This is a genomic window from Endozoicomonas sp. 4G (assembly GCF_023822025.1).
Taxonomy (GTDB): Bacteria; Pseudomonadota; Gammaproteobacteria; order Pseudomonadales; family Endozoicomonadaceae; genus Endozoicomonas_A.
Window position 1 is genome coordinate 5176486 of the sequence record NZ_CP082909.1, and the last position, 20416, is coordinate 5196901.

Below are 20416 nucleotides of genomic sequence, written 5' to 3' on the forward strand. Positions count from 1 at the left end.
AAATTGCCGGGAAAAGTGATTCAACAGCAGGCGAGGGAGCAGTTTTTAGCTCAGTTAGTCTGCTGATCCTGCGGGTAGAAAGCCAGATTGAAGTGCATTTCTCCCGTCGTGACAGCAAGCTTTCTGATTATCGCCCCATTGCCATTTGCAGAAAGTGCCAAGAGTGTAGAAGTAAGAAATACTTTCTGCATGGGAGAACGACCATTTAGGCACATTTTCTTTAAAGTATTTCTCCCAGCCATTGGGTCAGCATCTTGTTGTCGTTCATAAAGAGGTCGAAAGTGAGACTCAATACTAGGAGCCTGACCGAAGGTTTGAGCATAGGTAAACCCGGATATAAGACCGTGGGCGTATGCTCCGACAATGACAACCGGGCGCAACCCATCCATTGAGACAGAACCAACTTTTGCTGATCTGTTGGATTGGCTTTGAGTCGGATACCTTGAAGCATTACATAACCTGTTGAACTGAATGGTTTCATGCTAGTCTGGTTACAAATATCAGTCAAATATGAGGTTTTTATGTACGAATGGAGATCGGGTAGATCATGTGTATTTAGGAATAACGTACATCTAGTATTTGTGACCAAATACCGTAGAAACGTGTTCACCAAAGAAATGATCGACCGGCTACGTGAAATATTTTCAGAGACCTGTCTTCAGATGGATTGTGAGCTAATGGAATTTGACGGGGAGCACGATCATATTCACGCAATGATTACGGTGCATCCAAAACTGGCAATCTCTAACTTGGCAGGCAAGCTAAAGGGAAAGTCGTCCTATATTTTAAAGCGTGAATACTCGGAGCGCATAAAGCCGATGTTATGGGGGAAGCACTTCTGGAGCCCGAGTTATTGCTGTGTATCAGTAGGTGGTGCCAGTATGGAGACAGTGAAAAAATATATTGAAAGCCAGAGAACACCGCCTTCAGAAAAGTCTGTTAAAACTTCTAAGCGATTGTCACAGCAAGGCTAACGCCTTGCAAGGGCTTCAGGGATTACAACGCTCAGAAACGGATTAAAAAATAACGCCCTTTATCAATAAAGTACATCCCCAAGGTCTAATGCCTTGGGGCGAGCATTTGTCATTCCACTACCTTAAAGTTCAGTAGAAAGCTTGATTGAGGGGGTATTGTTCTTATTGTGAACTGTTTGATCATCGCCCCATTGCCATTTGTCGAAAATGCCAAGAGTGTAGAAGTAAGGAATACTTTCTGCATGGGAGAACGACCATTTAGGCACATTTTCTTTAAAGTATTTCTCCCAGCCATTTTCAAACAGGTTCATCATGTGATCACGGCGTTCACGAAATTGCAGGTAGCTGTAGCTGCTTGCAAACAAGATCGGCTCTGCCTGCAAACTCTTGTAATATATAGACTACAATCTGTTTTATGATCACCATTAAAGAAACTGAGACCTACCGTAAGTGGGAGCGAAAGCTGAAGAATGCCCGGGCAAAAGCCATAATAGCGGCCCGAGTATTTCGCTTGGCTAATGGCCTTCCTGGTGATGTTGCTCCGGTTGGCCAAGGGATCAGCGAACTTAGGGTTCATTACGGACCTGGATACCGGGTGTACTTTCGCCAACAAGGGAACGAAATCATTCTTTTGTTGTGTGGAGGGGACAAGAGTACTCAGAGCAAAGATATAGAGCTTGCTAAACAGCTGGCACAAGAATGGAGGAAAAGTGATGACTGAACCCGTATACACTTATGACCCCGCTGCGGCACTGGACAGCCCGGAAGCCCGGGAGGTGTTTATTGCTGATGCTTTTGAGACTGGCGACGCTTCTTATATTGCTAAGGCGCTGGGAGTTGTTGCCCGGGCTGAGGGGATGAGCAATATTGCCAGACAAACCGGACTTTCCCGAGAGCAACTGTATCGCTCATTCAGCGAAGATGGAAACCCAACACTGAAGACCATCTTGAATGTCATGAAGGCCTTGGGCTTTACCATCACCGCTACTAAAAATCTAACATAATCTGTGATTATCTAGACTTATCTACGCCGTCACCACGGATGCACGACGAATCGTGTCTAACTCCACTCTTGCGTAGGGTTTAGGGTCGAGCTGTAACGTGTCTCGACCATAATTATCAAGGTTCAAACTTGCACTGTAATCTCTGTCATGCAGAGTTTTACATTTTGGACACCGCCACTCACGATCAGACAGAGTGAGATTGTTGTTTATGTAGTCGCAAGTATGAACCGCACACTTCTTCGAGCTGGGAAAGAACCGGTCTGCTATCACAACCTGGCAACCTCTCAGCTCTGCCTTGTATTCAACAAGTTCTCTCAGCATGCCAAAACCTGCGTCGCTGATTGCTCTTGCCAGTTTGTGGTTTTTCACCATGCCTTTTACATTCAGATTTTCGATGGTGATTATTTTGAATCTTGAAGTCAGATAATCACTTACCTCATGCAGTACGGCTGATCTCTGGTTACTTATCCGGTAATGCAGTTTGGCAACCGCTCGCTTGGCTTTCGCATAGCGGTTGCTTCCCTTTGTTTTGCGGCTTAACGACTTCTGTTTCCTGTTAAGGCGTTTCAGAGAACATTTCAGTTTCTGATTAGCAGCAAAGGTTTTGCCATTCGAACAAATAGCTAAATCTTTGATGCCAAAATCAACGCCTACAGACTCATTGCTTTGTGCTTTTGGGTCGTAATCCTGAGTGTCTACCAAAATAGAAGCGAAATACTTTCCGGCTCGCTTACTGATCGTCACCTGACAGGGTGTGCCAGTGAATCTCAGCTCTTGGCGCATATTGATGCGGGTTTTCAGTTTCTCAATGCGAAGTGTTCTGCCATCAATATCGAACTTGGGCTTTTCTCTGAGAGAAAACCTGTCGTGTAGTCCTCGCTTCTTGAATCTTGGATAACCGGCTTTTTCTCCTTTCTCCACCCCACGAAAGAAGCGAGTAAAGGCATCATCAAGATCGTCGATTGTGTTCCTGGTTACACGTTGGCTGACTTCGGCATACCAAGGAAACTCAAGCCTGAGTGCTTTGTATTTTTCATTCGCAGCCTTCTTTGACCATTTAACGCCTTCTTGACTGAAATGGGCTAACAGTTGATTGAACGCATGACGACGAGAACCACACGCCCTATCAAGATAATCGGCTTGATGTTTTGTCGGTCTGAGTTCAATCTTGTGAGCTAACAACATCTTGTAAAGTCTCAAGCATTTTTTCGTGTAACCTGATTTCGCCAACCTTTTGCAGAACAGTAGGCTTCCAGTAACTCTTGCCGCCCGTCTAAGTCTGGCTTTTGGTCATGACTTGATACTCTACAATAGCAAAGCGTAGGTGCAGCTTCATTACTGTAGCTCATCAATTCAGATACGTCGTAGTAACGTTCAGCCTTTGGTCTTTCTAGCAGGAAGCAGCTCACCTGTGCTTTCCCATTTTCGTAGTGTTACTGGGTCTGTACCAAGTAAACGAGCTGCCTCACCTATCTTGACTAATCTCTCACCTATGCTTGAGATTTTATAAGATAATTTGAGATTATAATGGATTACTGCAAACTGTTTTTAACCCCAAAATCACAAAAAGCCTGATAACGGCGGACATTTGTCACTTTACGGCCTCAGAGCTGAGTAAAAAGCTTGACTGAGGCGCATTCTTCTCATCATCACTGTGAACTTTTTGATCATCACCCCATTGCCATTTGTCGAAAATGCCAAGAGTGTAGAAGTAAGGAATACTTTCTGCATGGGAGAACGACAATTGAGGCACATTTTCTTTAAAGTATTTCTCCCAGCCATTTTCAAACAGGTTCATCATGTGATCACGGCGTTCACGGAATTGCAGGTAATTTTCGTGCCGTGTCCAGCCAGGTATTACGTTGCTGACTTTAACCCGGTCGGCATAGGCTTCATCGGTTTCATTGAAGCCTTGAGGACTGGCAACAGCCGTGCGTTTGACATAGTCATAGTTTGTTTCACCTAAGCCCCACCAGCGATTGATTCCGTCAAGACTTCGGCCCAGGGGGCCACCCAGCCATTGGGTCAGCATCTTGTTGTCGTTCATAAAGAAGTCGAAAGTGAGGCTTGATGCCAGGGCAAATCCCAGAGTTTGCGGGTAGGTCAACCCGAATATAAGACCATGGGCGTATGCTCCGACAGTGGCAACCGGGCCCAGTACCAGACCGGCTGTGACAGAGGCCAGCGTTTTTACTGTTTGTGGTGTCACCCGGTGCAGCAGCGGTATTTGCACGCCTTGTGCACAACCCATGGATTTCACCATTTCAGGCACCAGACGGGAAATGCTGCGATACATCCGGGGGTTGGCGTTGTACTGTCTGGTAAACAGCGCCGAGCCGGTTTGCAGCAAAATCGCCGAGGAAGCGGCCTTGCCCAATGGCATGGCCAGCCCGCCCACTTCGGCGATTTGTTCAATTCTGTTGTGGTAGGCATATTGTTCGGTTCGCTCAGGATCAACACGGTAGTGTTCCAGCCAGTGCTGGAAAGGTATGAGCATCCGGTGCAGGTAATCACCCCGGTGGGTCAGATCCAACAGGTAGAGGAGCGACATATTTTCGAGGAACCGCACCGAAGCCTGCATGGTGGTATGGATCGCCAGCAGAGGTTTGTAGCTGGAGTAGTACCAGGTGAAAGCCTGTACCAGGAAGGCGGAAGGTTTGACCCAGTAATACAACAACTGTCGTCCATATACTGCGACATAGGCCTGTATCAATGTGACATGAATACCCTTAATCAGAGCTGTTTCAGACAGGCCAGCGGCATTGACGTAAGGTGTCAGGGTATCCTGAGCATTGCTCAGGAGGGCTGCCGTCCTGCGGCCATTATCAAAGGCAATATCGTCAAGCACGTAGTTGGCGATGACCGCCGTTGCGTACTCTTTCATGCCGACAACCGACTCTTTCATACCTGCCGGGCCCGTTGCCGTCACGGTCGCATAGGTAAAGATACTTTCCATTAATGCCTCGGCACTTTTGTCCGACAGCATCTTGACGGCGGTCTTGAAGCCAGGCAGATCGACACCGTGTTTGCCGTGAAGGAAGTACTCAAATTCAGCCACTGTCTGATAACCGCTTATACCTCTGATGGCCTTTATGTAGTGCTCAAGTTCAATCTTGCTGATCAGGCCTTCACGCAGCAGGGTTATGATCTTGTTACCGCTGGCAGAACGGTCAGCGAAAGATTCCGGGAAGCTTTTCGGTTTTTTTGGTTCATGCTCGACGAAGTTAATGGCTCTTTGGCCCATGCCGTGAATTTCGTTGTCGTAGTGTTCAGTCCCTTTTCCGATCTCACTTCTGGCCTGATAAACCAGCAACAGGATTTCGCCCAGAGCATCAGGAGGCTGACCTTCTACCGGCTCGAAAGGGGTCGTCTTCAGGCCCTGGAAGACAGCTACCATACGACTGGCCTGGTTAAACGTCAGCTCATCTACGGCCAGTGCCTGCAGGCGAATCGGTGCAAATTCATCGTCAAAATCGAAGCCTCTAAGGGGATGGACTGGTACAAATATTGGCTTACCGTTGATTTCGTCTAATTCTGCCAGACCCAGTGCGGCATCCAGAGCTTGTTGCTTGAGAGAGTGCTGCTGCGAAAAGGCCTCCATAGCGACCCGAACTTTTGCCTGTTTCGGAGTGAGTTGGTGGGGACCGTCGTCATTTTTGACGGCTGTCTCTGCGGCCTTCAGAGCTTTCCTGATTCTCCCGACGTTTGCTTTCTTGCTTTCAATCTTAGTGTTCAGACGATTCCATTTCTGAGTCAGTTGCCAGATCCTGCCGCCATGACCATCATCACCTCCCAGCTGTACCTGTGCCCTTCTCAGGGCATTAACCCGGTCTTCATAAGTGTCATCAGCACCCGGTTCAAGACCCATGGCTTGTTCAGTGTTTTTAAGAAACGCCTCATGATTCGCCGAGTCTTGTAGTGTATTCCCCTCTTCAGGCTGTGCCTGGGCCATCGTTTTCCTGTCATGCCTATGCAGGAATTCTGTGACCTGAGCGTACCCCAGTTTGGCTAAAGGCAACTCACCCATTGAATCTTCAAGGCTATGGTCTTCGTCCAGACCATCATTATCTTTATAACCAGTAATGAAAACAAAGTAATTATTGTCTTCTAGTGAACTGCGATCACCTTCTATTATCTGGATGTTCAGACTATTTTTAGCTTTCAGTTGCTCAAGGATTTTATCTTTTTCTGCATCGTATCCCCGCAGGAAAGGTATGAGACTCTCCAGTCGCTCTTCAGTGGTTTGTTGGTCACCGGCAGTCAGGTCGAGTTCGGTCTGAAGATCCTTCAATATCAGATTGAGGATTGAGTCTTCTTTATCCGTGATACGTTGGAGGTCAGCCCGGGTACCCGAAAACAGGACGTCTTTGCGAAGCCTGTTCAGTTTGCGATACAGGCCTTTCAGCTCACTTTCAGCTTTTGCTAATGCTCGTTTGCCAGTGCTTACCTCTCGATCAGAAGCGTATCGAGGTTTGGGTCCCAGACGAGCTATTTCCCTGTCAAGCTTATTCTCAATGGCGGCAATGCGCTGATTAATATCACGCCCCCTATTGAAAATACCCAGTATGTTCTCCAGAGCTCTAAGCATTCTTGTCTGTTGTTCTTTAGCTTGCCTGTCCAGATGCGAATCTTCGACTTTGTGGCTAATCAGCACACGCAGCTTCTTGAGTTCGAGCTGCTTCTCGTTGAGGACGATGCTGTCTTCTTCCCAGACGGATTGGTTTATCTGATCCAGCGTGTCTTGTGAAACATTGTCGTCGTGATCCATGACTTTAAAAACCCAGGCAACTCTTCCTGCGTATTCTCGGTCTTCATCTGGGATGTCGAGTATTTCTTCTACGTCTTCCAGCAGTTTGATCTGTTCTCTGGTTGGCTGATCCGGGTCAGGTTCTTCGAGGTTATGGTGAAGGTAGGCAAGAAGCTTGATGCGTTTGAGGTCGCTCCTTTGCAGATCTCTGCTTTCATGAAGCCAGAGGCTGTAGTCTACCTCATCCTGTATATCAACCAGCTTGTAATTTGGGAGTGGGTAACTCAGCATTTCTAAAATCCAGGCAAGTCTTGCTGTTTTGTCCTCCTCTTCAATGGCCAGTACATCAAGTGCGTCTTCCACCCCTGCCAGCATTTCCAGAGCCTCTTGTTCTGCCCACTCTCTGGCGTCTTTGATGTATGCCTGTATATTTTCAGAAATGTATTGGCGAAGTAGATACAGATCATTGTCTTTACTAGATACCGTAATCCTAAAAACTTTATATATGGCATTCAGGGTCGCAAGTACTTCAGGCCTCGCTTTGGGGTGACCTGGTGTGTTGATGTCCTCCAGTTCTTCTTCTAACTTTTGATTGGTCTTTTTGAGCTGATCGACAACGTGCTGACTGATGGGTTCTTTTTTTAGTTTTTCCTCAACAAGGTACCAGGCCCTTGTCGTTGACCGTTGAAACGCTTCGATTTCCCCGGCCAGCCTGATTTGTGTTTCCTGCAGTTTTTCCCGCACGTTTTCCACGGCAAGCAGCTTCCCGGTAAAGTCAGCAACGGCTTGTGAAGCAAAGCTTTCATCATCGTGAAAAGTACCGTCAAGCATTTTGGTGACAGAGGGCATAACTGCATGAATATTCTGAACAAAATGTGGGTCACTCAGAAGGTTTCTAATGACGGGTTTGAAGCCGAAGTGTTGTAAGAGTTGAATATGCAACCAGGTTGGCGTGATGAACGACGAAACGAATCTGACCAGAGGTATTGTCAATTCAAATTCATCTGCTCCGTCTGAGGTAGTAGAGGTCAATGCCTGCTGAAGGTATTCATAGTATGCAAGGGTTTCCAGATTATAATTGTATGAAAGCGTCGTTTGTCCGTTTTCGTTTAATCCGGCATTGTGCTCTGCCGCAAACGCCTCCAGCAGTGCCATCTGTCTGCTTCGAATGACGTACTGGTAGCCCTTGACCCTGGCTTTTTTAACCTGTGTGTTTGTTTCAGGAGGGGGGTCGTCGATTTCTGATTCGTGCCTCCAAAGATCATAGAGAGTTTCCACAAAAGCGACATCAGCCGGATTTTGCTTCTGGCCACGGAAGACAATCCTCTCTCCCGAAACCTGATCCACTTCCAGCTTTGGATAACCCTTAGGCACAAGATGAGCCTGCCTGTCATCCTCGATGTGCACAACGTAGCCGACGGGTTTTTGGTAGGACAACAGATCATCCAGGGCTATCTGGTGTAATTTTTTCCCCAGAATATGAACCTGGGCATAGGCCGAGGCGGCTGCTGCTAAAAGCACCTCATCATTGACAAAGAGCGATTGCCACAGGCGCCGCGGTTTGGGAGGCTGATCGCCTGCCGCGATAAGGCGCATGAAGGTGCGCTCTTTTACGTCAACCGGATCGACTGTAATGGTGACAAGGTCAATATAGTGATCAGCTTCGCCAAGGTTTCCTGCTCTTTCGTGGGCACCTTTGAGCACTCCGGCCAGACATTCGGGGCTGGCAATTTTCGTTAACTCATCTATTGGTTCGGTGTCGCCTAATTGTGCACGAACCGCCGCAATTGAATCCTGATGGGTCATTGTCTCCCTGACCTTAATGACCAGTTTGTTTTCTATAAGGTTATGGCTGAACTTGAAGACCCCTTCGTTGCCGACTTTCAGGAGTTTGGTGTACTTCTGGGCAACATCATTCTGGTCGGTTTCAAACAGGTCAACACTGGCAACGCCACCCTTGATGCCAGAGAGAATGCCTGTGAAGCCTTCAGAAGCAACCTCATAACCGGCCCGGACTTCAGCCGGGTCGGGGTAGCTGGTGGTAAAGGATTTGGGGATTGGCTGCTGGTCATGACCTAACGTTGGCCGAACCATGACCTCCTGGATAAACTCCTCACGTCCATGGTCCGAGAAATCAACGGATCTGGTCTGCAGCCTGCGATCGGCCAGTGCCTGTGTCGCAATGATGGAATAACTGATGGCAACGGCCACCGCAAGGGTTAATGCATTGGGGCGGGCATTTGTTATCTTCATCAGAGAACTCTGCGTGGAACGCTGCCAATAACTCTAGTACACGGTTTCAACGCAATTGACGTGCTCCCTCTATCAATGGCACCCAAACTCCGTTCACCCTGAGCGGAGTCGAAGGGTGCCTGGCACGTTCTTCGTTGTTGGTTCGGAGTCTACATCCTTCGACTCCGCTCAGGATGAACGTAGATTGTTCACATCAAACTCATTGAAGTGACGTACTAATCCTGATACAACTCATCAACCCCCACCATCACCTGTGCCAGCTTGTCTGAATCGAAGGGTGGGCGGATAAAGCCATGATAATCCCCCCTTGGATTGATGATGATCAGGTTTGCACCGTGATCCACCAGGTAATACTCATCCTCCGGATCAATGACCGGTGTGTAGGGGACATTCATTTGTACGGTCAGGTTATGGATATTTTTCTGGTTACCCGTCACGCCGACAAAATCCGGGTTGAAGTGAGGGACATAGCCGTTAAGCTTCTCCACAGTGTCCCTGCGTGGATCGACCGTCACCATAACATAGTGCATTTTTTTCGCTATTTCAGGGTTATCTTGTTTCAACAGCTTATCCGCCTGATTCAACTGACCCAGCGTAGTAGGGCAGATGTCCGGGCAGAAAGTGTAGCCAAAGAACACCAGAGACCATTTCCCTTCGAGATTCGCCTTGGTAAACGACTGTCCTTTGTTATCCACTATTCCATTCATAGTAAAGGTTCGTGGTTTGTCGAACACGACAGCGCCCTTCTGCTGTAACTGCTCCAGCGTCAGCGATGGTTTATTGGTGTATTTGTAGAATGTCAGACCCATAATGACGGCAACAATGGCCACCAGAATCAATACTGTTTTATTCACGTTATTTTTCATCCCGGATACCATAAAAAGATTCTTTGGAGCCTTCAGCGCATCATAAAGCCTTTAGCGCATCATAAAGCCTTTAGCGCATCATAAAACCTTCAGCGCATCATAAAGCCTTCAGCGCATCAGCTCCTGTCAAACCAATGCCTGTTAAAGCCACAGGTAGAAAGCGTAATGATCCACCAGCAGCACCACGAAGAGCAACATCAAATAGGTGATGGAATACTTGAAGGTCTTGATGGCTGCATGAGGTCTGCTTTCCCGCAGCAGAGCAATCGCCCAGTAAAGAAACCGCCCTCCGAGCATCAATGCACCCGCCAGATAAATAATGCCACTCATGCCGGTCAGGAAAGGCAATACACTGACGACGATCATGATCACTGTGTACAGCAAAATATGCAGCTTGGTGTAAGCCTCACCGTGAGTTACCGGCAACATGGGAATGTCTGCCCTGGCATATTCAGCTTTGCGATGGATGGCCAGAGCCCAGAAGTGAGGCGGTGTCCAGGCAAAAATAATCAGAACCAACAGCAGGGCATGTCCTTCAAAGTGTCCGGTCACTGCCGTCCATCCCAGCAGGGGAGGGGAGGCACCGGCAATCCCGCCAATAACAATATTCTGTGGGGTGGCACGCTTTAAAATCAGCGTGTAAATCACGGCGTAACCCATCAGTGAGGCCAGCGTCAGCCAAGCAGTCAGAGGGTTGACCAGAAACACCAGAATCCCGATGCCCAACACCCCCAGGGTAAAGGCAAACAACAACGCCTGAAGCGGCTCAACGCGCCCTGTGGCTACCGGTCTTTTGTGGGTTCGGGCCATCACCGCATCAATCTGTCGGTCGACCACATGATTAATCACCGCAGCGGAAGCAGCCGAAAGAGCAATGCCCAGGTTACCAAAGAACAGAATCTTCAGAGGCACCATGCCCGGCGTTGCCAGACACATACCAATCACCACCGTCAACACCATCAGGGCGACGACCCTGGGTTTGGTCAGTTCAAGATAATCACGCCAGTGAACGGATTCCTGTAGAGATGCACTGCCGTTCTTGTGAATAACCTTACTCATGATTGAACCCCACTGAATCCTTCAGAAATGTTCAGACGGAAATTGAGAGCGACCAGTGTCAACAGCAAAACAGCACCTCCCAGGTTATGGGCCACCGCCACTGAAAGTGGCAGGCTGCCCAGAATGTTACTGATCCCCAAGGTAACCTGTACCAGCAGAGCCAGCAGCATAAAGGTAGCCAGAATTCTCAGGCTGCTTCGGTTATTAGACGACTGCGAATTGCTATATCGAAGCACCTGCATAAACAGAGTCAAGAGCAATATCGTAGCCACCAGCGCCCCTAATCGGTGTAAAAGATGTATAGCAGTCCGGGCGTCAGAATCCATTTTTCCACCCAGATAATTCGGGCCAATGGACTGGCTGATATTCAAACCCTCGGCAAAATCAGCAGCGGGCAGCCATTGCCCGTGACACATGGGAAAATCGGGACAGGCCAGGGCAGCGTAGTTGGCGCTGGTCCAGCCTCCCAGTGTGATCTGCACAATCACCACCAATAACCCGACAGCGGCTAACCCCCGCAATCGATTTTTCTGGTCAGAGGCGGGGAGTTTTGTCCAACGCAATCCCGATAAACGAAGCGTCAGCAAAAACAGCAAACTGAAGGTCGCAAAGCCCCCCAGAAGATGAGCCGTCACCACCTGGGGCCAAAGCTTCAATGTCACTGTCCACATGCCAAATGCCGCTTGCAGAGTAATCAGCCCCAGGATAAATAAAGGCAGTTTCACGGGCTGCCCCGGCTCCTTTCGGTTGCCAAAGGCCTGGACAGCGATAACCAGAACCAGCAGCAGTAAAGAACCTGCGACATATCGGTGCACCATTTCAGCCCAGCCCTTGTCGATTTCAACCGGCGCATGGGGAAACAGTGTTTCCGCTATGGCAATTTCCCGGGCGGTGTCAGGTACTGTCAGGAAACCATAGCAGCCTGGCCAGTCAGGACAGCCGAGCCCTGCATGAACGAGCCGTGTATACGCGCCTAACCCAACAACGACAGCGGCCAGCAAGGTTGCAAACAGAGAGAGATAAAAACCTGTTCTCTGTCGTTTTTCCTGGCTTATTGTTTTTGTAATTGATGCTGTTGTCATAGAACACCTTTGAATATCAGCCGATGTTTGAAGCTTTTAGCAACTTCCTTAAGTCTTTTAACAAATCGCCGCCGTACTGCCCCGGCTGGTACTTCATCATGATATTCCCCAGGGGATCGACGATGTAAAAGCCATTGGTGGGCCACTCTGTTTTTTCACCCGGGTGCTTACCCAGGGTGTTCAACACCGATTCTTTACGACTGCCTAACCAGATCAGATCAGGGTGTTCACTGAGTACCCGCTGGTTTAATTCAGGATTCGATGAGGAAGAAATAAAAAGCCGGACGACCCGTTCACTGTCCCTGCCCAGCGCCAGATGGGCCTGGCGGGTTTGATAGAGCGTCTCCTGGCAGGCCTGATCGGAGCAGCTTTCGTCACCAAACACCAGAATTCCCCAGTGCCCCGCCAAGGCCTGCAGATCAAATATTTCATTGTCTTTCTGAAGTGTCATGCTTTCGAAGCTGGCGGGTGGTAACAAGAGTTCGCCTTTATTGGTACGTCCATCCGGCACAAACTGTGTTCCAAAAAAATAGAAGTACCAGGCCAACCCCATCGCCAGCGATGGCATAAGGATGACCAGAGCCAGTTGCCAGCGACCTTTTGCTTTTTTTACTCTTTTCATTTTTTATACCCGATGATAGTCCTGTCAAAATTTAAAGGCTGCCGAAAAAAAACTCGGTATCTTCAAGAGCCATTAGGCAATAACCGTCATCTCCAAACGACGGAGGTCTCATAAACGGCAACGCTTCAGGCAACCAGGTGATATGCGCAGGTGTTTGCAGCAAAATATCACCATCAACCTGAATATCCTGAGGTGTTTCACTCTCGTGCTCAATATCCAGTTGAGTAAATTGAACGTGTTGCAGACCTGACCAATTGAATAATTTCTGCATCAACACATGGACAAGCGTCCAAAAAAAATTAGCCCTTTCCCCACTATAAAGCAGCTCTCCCTGCTGACGGTTCGGTCTCACTCCGTTTTCGGATCCAGACGTTAGCCCTGTTCTCCCTCCTACCAGAATATTCAAGGGGATATTGAACCTGTCGCCGCCATCAATACAGCATCTTAGGGTGGGTGTATTCCACACTATTAATGAACAGATGTCTGATATTCCATAGATCGCACTTCTGGGCATATGCCTAATTCGTCGGCTTAGTCGTTCAATATAATCCTGATCGTTTCTCATTTTTTTCGCCTGAGTCGTCATACCCAGATCAAACTCTCTGACCGCCAGAACGATTTTCTTCTGAGAACTTCCTCTTTCACAGGCTTCAATTTTATAGGCACCTAAGGGCGCAGGGGTTCCATAAACAAGCGTTCGAAGGGCATGTATCTTGTTACCTAATCCAAGTTCTCTTGCGATATTGTTTCTCGCACCCGCCGGTATAACTCCAAAAACAACCTGCTGTTGATGACCTAAACCCTGAACCACCTCATGGACAGTGCCATCCCCACCCACGGCAACCATTAATATCTGATCTTCCTGAGCGTGCTGTCCCTGCTGCCAGTTCTGATAGGCCTGCTGAGCCAGTTCTGTACCATGACCGGCGTGTTCCGTAATAAATACTTCAAAGGTCGGCTGTACCTGAGCAGCAGCCTGATCTTGCGAGCCGACTGCTGTGAAGTAACGACTGACAAATCTGTGAATACTGTTCCAAACGGCTACGCTCTGACCGTTATTGCTAACAGGATTAACGATAAAGCAGACGTGGCGAATCACTGCTGAGCCGTTTTCCGGAACAAGACACACAAAAAGCAGCAGGATATAGGAATAAAACATTCTTCTATTCACAGTGAATCACCCTCTTTCCAATCCGGATCATCTCTGGCTTCGTCACGGTCCATTAAAGTACGACCGTACTCTCCATATACGGGAGGTCTCATAAACTGGAACACTCTCGCCAGCCAGGTTATTTGTGCTGGTGTTTGCAGTAAAACATCACCATCGACCTGAATAGACAGAGGTGTCTCATCCCCGTGTTCAATATCCAATTGAGTAAAGCAAAACCGTTGCAGACCGGACCAATTGAGAAATTTCTCCATAGTCATCTGAATAAGTGTCCAAAGGGGATTGGTCCTCTGCTGACTAAAAAGCATCTGTCCATGGCAACTGTATGGAGTCATACCGTTAAAAAGGGCAACGCCACCTCCGATCGTTGGCCCTGTCCCCGCTACCAGAAGATTCAGGGGGACACTGAACCTCTCACCATTAATACTGCACCTGACCGTGGGTGTATCCCATATCATTGCTGAGCTTACAGCTAACATTGAATGGGCCACACTTGGGGGTAAGTATCTCAGCAGTCGGCTCGGCCGCTCACCACTGTCGTGATCGTTTTTCTTTTTTGTCATCCAGGTCGTCACACCCAGCCCAAACTCACTCACTGCCAGAACCGTTTTCCGCTCGCAACTGCCTCTTTCACAACCTGTAATTTTGTAGGCACCAAAAGGCATAACGACTCCATAAACCAGCGTCAAAAGAGCATGCATCGGGTTCCTCAATCGGAGTGTTCTTGCTATATCGTTTCCCTCACCCGCCGGTATAACACCGAACACCACTTGTGGTTGATTTTCAAGACCCTGAACCACCTCATGGACAGTGCCATCGCCACCAACGGCAACAATCAATAAATGACTTTCCTGCTCCAGCTGCCAGTTAAAACTTGCCTGAGCTGCCAGCTCCGTTGCATGACCGGCGTGTTCCGTAAAGAATACTTCAAATGTCGTCTGTACCTGAGCAGCCGCCTGATCTTGCGAGCCGACAGCTGTGAAGTAACGATTGACAGCTCTGTGAATACTTTCCCAAACCCTCACACCCTGACCATTATTACTGGCAGGATTAACGATAAAGCAGACGTGGCGAATCACTGCTGAACCGTTTTGTGGAACAAAAAACACAACAAGCAGCAGGCCATATAAATAAAAAACTCTGCTATTCACATTGAGCCACCTTTTTTTCCGTCAATCCCAACAATTATGGAATCGAGCAGCCGACCTATTTCTGGGAAATAGGTCCTATTGCAATACTCACGTTTAAAAAAAATCAAGCTCGTCCCACTCTTCTTCGCGAGCCATAGCTTCATACCCGGCATCGCCATATTCGGGAGGTCTCATAAACTGGAACACTCTCGGCAACCAGGTTATTTGTGCCGGTGTTTGCAGTAAAATATCACCGTCAACCTGAATATCCTGAGGTGTGTCGTTCTCGTGCTCGTGCTCAATACTCAATTGAGTGAACAGAGCCTGTTGCAGACCTGACCAATTGAGTAATCTCTGCATAGTCATCTGCACCAGTGTCGAAAGCGGGTGAGCTCTCTGCTGACTGTAAATCAGCTGCCCCTGATTACTGTCCGGACGCATACCATTAAAAAGCCTGACGCCACCTCCGATCGTCGGCCCTGTTCCTGCTGCCAGAATATTCAAAGGGACATTGAAGCTGTCACCGCCATCAATACGACACATGACGTTGGGTGTCTGCCATCCCATCGCTGAACTGAGGGCTGACATTGAATAGACCATACTTCTGGGTGAGCATCTCAGCAATCGGCTGGGTCGCTCACCACTGTCGTGTTCGTTTTTCTTTTTTGTCGCCCGGGTGGTCACACCCAGGTCAAACTCGTCCACGGCCAAAACCGTTTTCTTATGGCAAGTTCCTGTTTGACAGCCTTTAATTTTGTAGGCACCAAAGGGCATAGCGACACCATAAACCAGGGTCCGAAGGGCATGCATCGGGTTGCCCAAACCCTGTGTTCTTGCTATATCGTTGCCCGTACCCACAGGTATAACCCCAAAAACGACTTGCGGTTGACTTTCCAGATCCTGAACCACTTCATGAACCGTGCCATCACCACCCACGGCAACAATCAATAGCTGATCGTCCTGAGCGTGTTGCCCCTGCTGCCAGTCCTGATAAGCCTGCACTGCCAGATCCGTTGCATGACCCGCGTATTCGGTAAAAGACACTTCAAATGTCGCCTGTCCAAGCAGGGCAGCAGCCTGGTCTTGTGAGCCAACTGCTGTGTAGTACTGACTGACAGCGCCTTCAATTTTTTTCCAGGCAATGGCGCCTTTCCCATTATTACTGGCAGAATTAACGATAAAGCAGGCATGGCGAATCACGGCAAATCCATTTTCCGGAATAAGAAATACAAAAATCAGCAGGCCATACAAATAAAAAACTCGGCTATTCACAGTGAACCATCCTCTTTTCTATCAGTATCGGGCACCTGTCTATGGTGCTTTTTTTGGCTTCGATCCAGGCCTGTTGATTGCATCTGCCAGAGATACAGGCCCAGCAGGACCAACGCCATTAAAAACCATTGAATAGCGTAGCCGAGATGTTTCTGCGAGGTGGTTTTCATGGTCAGGGAACGAACCCGATAAGCGCCGGGCTGATTCTGATCCAGTTTGAGAATATACAGGGGGAGAGGCTGTCCCAGTGCTTCTCCCATTCGCTGAAAATGGATAGCCTGGATACGTTTGGGCCACTCTTCCTGCCAGATATCTTCACCCAGGGTGAACGGTTCTCCCAATAATCGATACAGTGTGCCTGTTAACTCAAGTTCTCCGGCAGGTGTCTCAATGTCTGGCAACAGGTCTCTGGCCTGGGCAGGGATCCAGCCTCTGTTGACCAACAGATACTGACCGTCATTGGCTAGCAAAGGCATGATCAGGTCGTAGCCGACGCGACCTTCGTGAATCTGGTTATCAAGAAGAAAAGCACGATCGGCAAGAAAACGACCATGGACACTTATTGGCAGATACATGACATCAGCATAACCACTGACATCAGACAGGCTGAGTGCAGGCATGGTCTGTCGCTCTGCCAGGGTCTGCTCAAGCTCAAGCTTCTCCTGGTACCGGGACAGCTGCCAGAGCCCCAGGTTAATCAGCAGGGGCAAAAGCAGCACCACCAACAACGACAACTTAACTTGATAGCTATACTTCGACATCGGGTGCTCTACCAAACTCCACTGTTATTCTGGTCTGAATGCCTATAACGTAAGAAAAATATTTGCGTCGCAGGTTAATTTAAAAGCCAGCCTGGCAAACTGTTTTTCATACACTCTTCATACACCAAGGCATCAGCAGGGAGCGTTATATGTGGTTAAAAGTGATTATTGTTCTTCTCTTTCTTGCCGTACTGTTCTGTCTGGGCAGAGGTATGTATTTTCTGCTCAAAGGTGATGGCAGTTCTGCCAAACTGGTCAATTCGCTCACCGCAAGGGTTAGCCTGACCGCCCTGATTATGCTGATTATTGTCGTGGCCTGGCTGTTTGGCGATATTCATAGCAACGCTCCCTGGCTGTACCATTAAACGACCATAATCGTTAACCGCCACTCCCTCCCAACAGTGGCGGGCTCCCCTCATATCAGATAAACAAAGATAAACAGCCCAATCCAGACCACATCGACAAAGTGCCAGTACCAGCAGGATGACTCAAAAGCAAAATGGTTATCCGGCTCGAAATGTCCCTTGTAGATACGAATCAGCATGATCAACAGCATGATGGCACCCAAGGTGACGTGCGCCCCGTGAAAGCCCGTCAAAATAAAGAACGTTGAGCCATAAATACCTGCACTCAAAGTCAACCCAAGCTCATTGTAGGCTTCAGCGTATTCTGCCGCCTGAAAGTAAAGGAAGGTAAAACCCAGAATCAGGGTGAGAATCATCCATACCTTAACCTTGGTTCTTTCCGCCTTTCTAAGGGCATGGTGAGCAATGGTCAGGGTAATACTGGAAGCAACCAGTAACAGGGTGTTCAGCAAAGGCAGGTGGAATGGGTCGATAATCCCCTGGGCTCCGGGGAATGTTTCATTATCCGGATTGGTCATCAGCGGCCAGTCCGCTTCAAACTCTGGCCAAAGGTGCTCATGGGTAGAGGCACCGTCTCCCTCACCGGCCAGCCAGGGCACGGCGAAGTAACGGATGTAAAAGAGCGTTCCGAAAAAAGCCGCGAAGAACATGATTTCAGAAAAGATAAACCAGCCCATACCCCAGCGGAAGCTGCGATCCATCTGATCGCTATAGAGCCCTTTGCGGGACTCTTCGATGACATTGCCGAACCAGCCAAACATCATGTAGGCCATGATCAGGGAGCCTGCGAAAAACACATAGTGCGCAAACGAATCTTTTACCCCGGCAGACATGTCATTCATCATCATGCCTGCACCCAACATCATGGTAAAAAGACCTATCGAAGCAATGATCGGCCACTTGCTCTGGGCCGGGACATAATAGGTACCTTCACCTTCTTGAGCCATCAGAATCTCCTCACTCGGCCATTGTCGTCACATCAAACAAGGTGTACGACAAAGTTAGTTTGGTGATATGCCGGGGTAATGCCTGATCCACAATAATTCTCAGCGGCATGATTTTTTCTTCGCCTGCTTCCAACGTCTGGGTGGTGAAGCAGAAGCATTCTACTTTGTGCAAATAGTTGGTGGCCTGAAACGGTGAAACACTGGGAATGGCCTGCCCCGTCATCCGCCTGGCGGTTGGGTTGTGGGCAAAGAACTCCAGCTCTCCAACTTCTCCGGGATGAACCACCACTTCTGTGACGCTGGGCTTGAAATCCCAGCTCATTTGGGCATTGTTGGTGGCCACAAACTGCACTTTCACCTTCCGGCTGGTATCCACCTCAGCCGTTTCGGCGTTGTAGCGGTACGGATTCGGGTCGGTTTTGCCATTGAGTCCGGTAACCTTGCAGAACACGTCGTACAGGGGAACCATGGCAAAACCGAAGCCAAACATACCGCCAGCCACCAGACCTGTCTTGATGACGGTTCTTTTCGACAGGTCGACCGGAGTATCATCCTTCTCACTCATTACTTCACGTCCGGCGGAGTAGTAAAGGTGTGATAGGGTGCCGGTGAAGGCAGGCTCCACTCCAGACCTTCTGCACCTTCCCAACTCTGGGCTTTGGCCTTCTCGCCCCCTCTTATGCACTTAATCACAATAAACAGGAACAGCAGCTGCGTGGTTCCGAACATAAAGCCGCCGATACTGGCAATCATATTGAAGTCGGCAAACTGCAGAGCGTAATCGGGAATACGACGAGGCATCCCTGCCAGCCCGATAAAGTGCATCGGGAAGAAAGTCAGGTTCATTCCGATAAACGACAGCCAGAAGTGGGTCTTGCCCAGCGTTTCGTCGTACATATGACCTGTCCACTTGGGCAGCCAGTAATAAACGGCAGCAAAGATGGCAAAAATCGCCCCGGGTACCAGCACGTAGTGGAAGTGAGCCACAACAAAATAGGTGTCGTGATACTGGAAGTCAGCCGGGGCAATGGACAGCATCAGCCCGGAGAAACCACCAATGGTGAACAGCACCACGAAAGCAATGCTGAACAACATAGGCGTTTCAAAGGTCATGGCGCCCCTGAACATGGTGGTGACCCAGTTAAAGACCTTCACCCCGGTAGGCACAGCAATCAGCATGGTGGCGTACATAAAAAACAGTTCCCCCACCAGCGGAATACCTACGGTAAACATATGGTGTGCCCAGACAATAAACGACAGGAAAGCAATACTGGCGGTGGCGTAAACCATCGAGGTATAACCAAACAGGGGTTTTCTGGCGAAGGTCGGCAGAATGGCTGAGACAATCCCGAAGGAGGGCAGGATCATGATGTACACTTCCGGATGCCCGAAGAACCAGAAAATATGCTGGAACAGCACTGGGTCGCCACCCCCGCCCGCATTAAAGAAGCTGGTGCCAAAGTGAATGTCCATCAGCATCATGGTCACCGCACCGGCCAGTACCGGCATAACGGCAATCAGCAGGTAAGCGGTAATCAGCCAGGTCCATACGAACAGAGGCATTTTCATCATGGTCATGCCCGGCGCCCGCAGGTTCAGAATGGTGGCGATAATATTGATCGCTCCCATGATGGACGAAATCCCCAGCATGTGGATAGCAAAGATAAAGAACGTGGTCGACGGTGGCCCATAGGTGGTTGACAGGGGCGCGTAGAATGTCCAGCCAAAGTTTGGACCGCCACCTTCCATAAACAGGGTGCTGATGAGCATCAGTGCCGCAAAAGGCAGAATCCAGAAACTCCAGTTATTCATTCTTGGCAGCGCCATGTCCGGCGCACCAATCATTATTGGAATCATCCAGTTAGCCAGACCGACAAAGGCCGGCATCACCGCACCAAACACCATGATGAGACCGTGCATGGTGGTCATCTGGTTAAAGAAGCCGGGATCGACGATCTGCATCCCGGGCTGGAACAGTTCCGCCCGGATGACCATCGCCATTGCACCGCCAGTCAGGAACATAATAAAACTGAACCAGAGATACATACTGCCTATATCTTTATGGTTCGTGGTCAGCACCCAGCGCATCAGTCCTTTGGCAGGGCCGTGATGGTCATGATGCTCGTCGGCTTGTTCATTGGCACCTGTGTCTGTCACAGCAGTCAT

General features: G+C 49.0%; 19 protein-coding genes. 3 read left to right on the top strand and 16 right to left on the bottom strand.

Going from position 1 to position 20416, the window contains the following annotated elements; genetic code table 11:
- Positions 1 to 220: 220 nt before the first annotated feature.
- A complete protein-coding gene (locus K7B67_RS20440) occupies positions 221 to 451 on the bottom strand; it encodes a helix-turn-helix domain-containing protein (RefSeq protein WP_252177699.1) in 231 nt (76 codons plus the stop codon).
- Positions 452 to 521: 70 nt separating this feature from the next.
- Here K7B67_RS20440 and tnpA point away from each other — a divergent pair, with 70 nt between their 5' ends.
- The gene (gene tnpA, locus K7B67_RS20445) at positions 522 to 974 is read left to right on the top strand and encodes an IS200/IS605 family transposase (protein WP_252177700.1); all 453 of its coding nucleotides are present in this window, start codon (positions 522 to 524) and stop codon (positions 972 to 974) included.
- A gap of 122 nt (positions 975 to 1096) precedes the next feature.
- Here the strand turns inward: tnpA and K7B67_RS20450 are convergent, their stop codons facing one another.
- The gene (locus tag K7B67_RS20450) at positions 1097 to 1339 is read right to left on the bottom strand and encodes a hypothetical protein (RefSeq protein WP_252177701.1); all 243 of its coding nucleotides are present in this window, start codon (positions 1337 to 1339) and stop codon (positions 1097 to 1099) included.
- Positions 1340 to 1389: 50 nt separating this feature from the next.
- Between K7B67_RS20450 and K7B67_RS20455 the strand changes: the two genes are divergently transcribed.
- Together K7B67_RS20455 and K7B67_RS20460 are read left to right on the top strand one after the other, a co-directional pair.
- Complete coding sequence (locus tag K7B67_RS20455) at positions 1390 to 1695, top strand: type II toxin-antitoxin system RelE/ParE family toxin (RefSeq protein WP_252177702.1); 306 nt, start codon at positions 1390 to 1392, stop codon at positions 1693 to 1695.
- Positions 1688 to 1978 carry an addiction module antidote protein gene (locus tag K7B67_RS20460; RefSeq protein WP_252177703.1) on the top strand — a complete coding sequence of 97 codons (291 nt, stop codon included), beginning with the start codon at positions 1688 to 1690 and terminating at the stop codon, positions 1976 to 1978. Before K7B67_RS20455 ends, K7B67_RS20460 begins: the two co-directional genes overlap by 8 nt.
- A gap of 21 nt (positions 1979 to 1999) precedes the next feature.
- Here the strand turns inward: K7B67_RS20460 and K7B67_RS20465 are convergent, their stop codons facing one another.
- From K7B67_RS20465 to ctaD, 14 genes are all read right to left on the bottom strand, one after another.
- A complete protein-coding gene (locus K7B67_RS20465; RefSeq protein WP_252177704.1) occupies positions 2000 to 3163 on the bottom strand; it encodes a transposase in 1164 nt (387 codons plus the stop codon).
- Positions 3164 to 3569: 406 nt separating this feature from the next.
- Positions 3570 to 8978, bottom strand: a complete 5409-nt coding sequence (locus tag K7B67_RS20470) for a hypothetical protein (protein ID WP_252177705.1) — start codon at positions 8976 to 8978, stop codon at positions 3570 to 3572.
- 215 nt (positions 8979 to 9193) lie between these two features.
- The gene (locus tag K7B67_RS20475; RefSeq protein WP_252177706.1) at positions 9194 to 9832 is read right to left on the bottom strand and encodes an SCO family protein; all 639 of its coding nucleotides are present in this window, start codon (positions 9830 to 9832) and stop codon (positions 9194 to 9196) included.
- Between the two features lie 153 nt (positions 9833 to 9985).
- Positions 9986 to 10903 carry a heme o synthase gene (gene cyoE, locus K7B67_RS20480; RefSeq protein ID WP_252177707.1) on the bottom strand — a complete coding sequence of 306 codons (918 nt, stop codon included), beginning with the start codon at positions 10901 to 10903 and terminating at the stop codon, positions 9986 to 9988.
- A complete protein-coding gene (locus tag K7B67_RS20485; protein WP_252177708.1) occupies positions 10900 to 11985 on the bottom strand; it encodes a COX15/CtaA family protein in 1086 nt (361 codons plus the stop codon). Before K7B67_RS20485 ends, cyoE begins: the two co-directional genes overlap by 4 nt.
- A 16-nt stretch (positions 11986 to 12001) precedes the next feature.
- Positions 12002 to 12607 carry a hypothetical protein gene (locus K7B67_RS20490; RefSeq protein WP_252177709.1) on the bottom strand — a complete coding sequence of 202 codons (606 nt, stop codon included), beginning with the start codon at positions 12605 to 12607 and terminating at the stop codon, positions 12002 to 12004.
- Between the two features lie 31 nt (positions 12608 to 12638).
- On the bottom strand, positions 12639 to 13766 hold the full coding sequence (locus K7B67_RS20495) for a diacylglycerol kinase family protein (protein WP_252177710.1): 1128 nt from the start codon (positions 13764 to 13766) through the stop codon (positions 12639 to 12641).
- An 8-nt stretch (positions 13767 to 13774) separates the two neighbouring features.
- Positions 13775 to 14926, bottom strand: a complete 1152-nt coding sequence (locus K7B67_RS20500; RefSeq protein ID WP_252177711.1) for a diacylglycerol kinase family protein — start codon at positions 14924 to 14926, stop codon at positions 13775 to 13777.
- A gap of 93 nt (positions 14927 to 15019) precedes the next feature.
- Complete coding sequence (locus K7B67_RS20505; RefSeq protein ID WP_252177712.1) at positions 15020 to 16177, bottom strand: diacylglycerol kinase family protein; 1158 nt, start codon at positions 16175 to 16177, stop codon at positions 15020 to 15022.
- Positions 16174 to 16938 (bottom strand): SURF1 family protein, encoded by a 765-nt coding sequence (locus K7B67_RS20510; RefSeq protein ID WP_252177713.1) that lies wholly within the window; start codon positions 16936 to 16938, stop codon positions 16174 to 16176. Before K7B67_RS20510 ends, K7B67_RS20505 begins: the two co-directional genes overlap by 4 nt.
- Before the next feature lie 155 nt (positions 16939 to 17093).
- Positions 17094 to 17276: a hypothetical protein gene (locus tag K7B67_RS20515; protein ID WP_252177714.1), complete on the bottom strand. Its 183-nt coding sequence runs from the start codon at positions 17274 to 17276 to the stop codon at positions 17094 to 17096.
- 77 nt (positions 17277 to 17353) lie between these two features.
- Positions 17354 to 18250 (bottom strand): cytochrome c oxidase subunit 3, encoded by an 897-nt coding sequence (locus K7B67_RS20520; RefSeq protein WP_252177715.1) that lies wholly within the window; start codon positions 18248 to 18250, stop codon positions 17354 to 17356.
- A 10-nt stretch (positions 18251 to 18260) separates the two neighbouring features.
- Entirely contained in the window at positions 18261 to 18815 is a 555-nt protein-coding gene (locus K7B67_RS20525) for a cytochrome c oxidase assembly protein (RefSeq protein WP_252177716.1), read from the bottom strand.
- A complete protein-coding gene (gene ctaD / locus K7B67_RS20530; RefSeq protein WP_252177717.1) occupies positions 18815 to 20416 on the bottom strand; it encodes a cytochrome c oxidase subunit I in 1602 nt (533 codons plus the stop codon). Before ctaD ends, K7B67_RS20525 begins: the two co-directional genes overlap by 1 nt.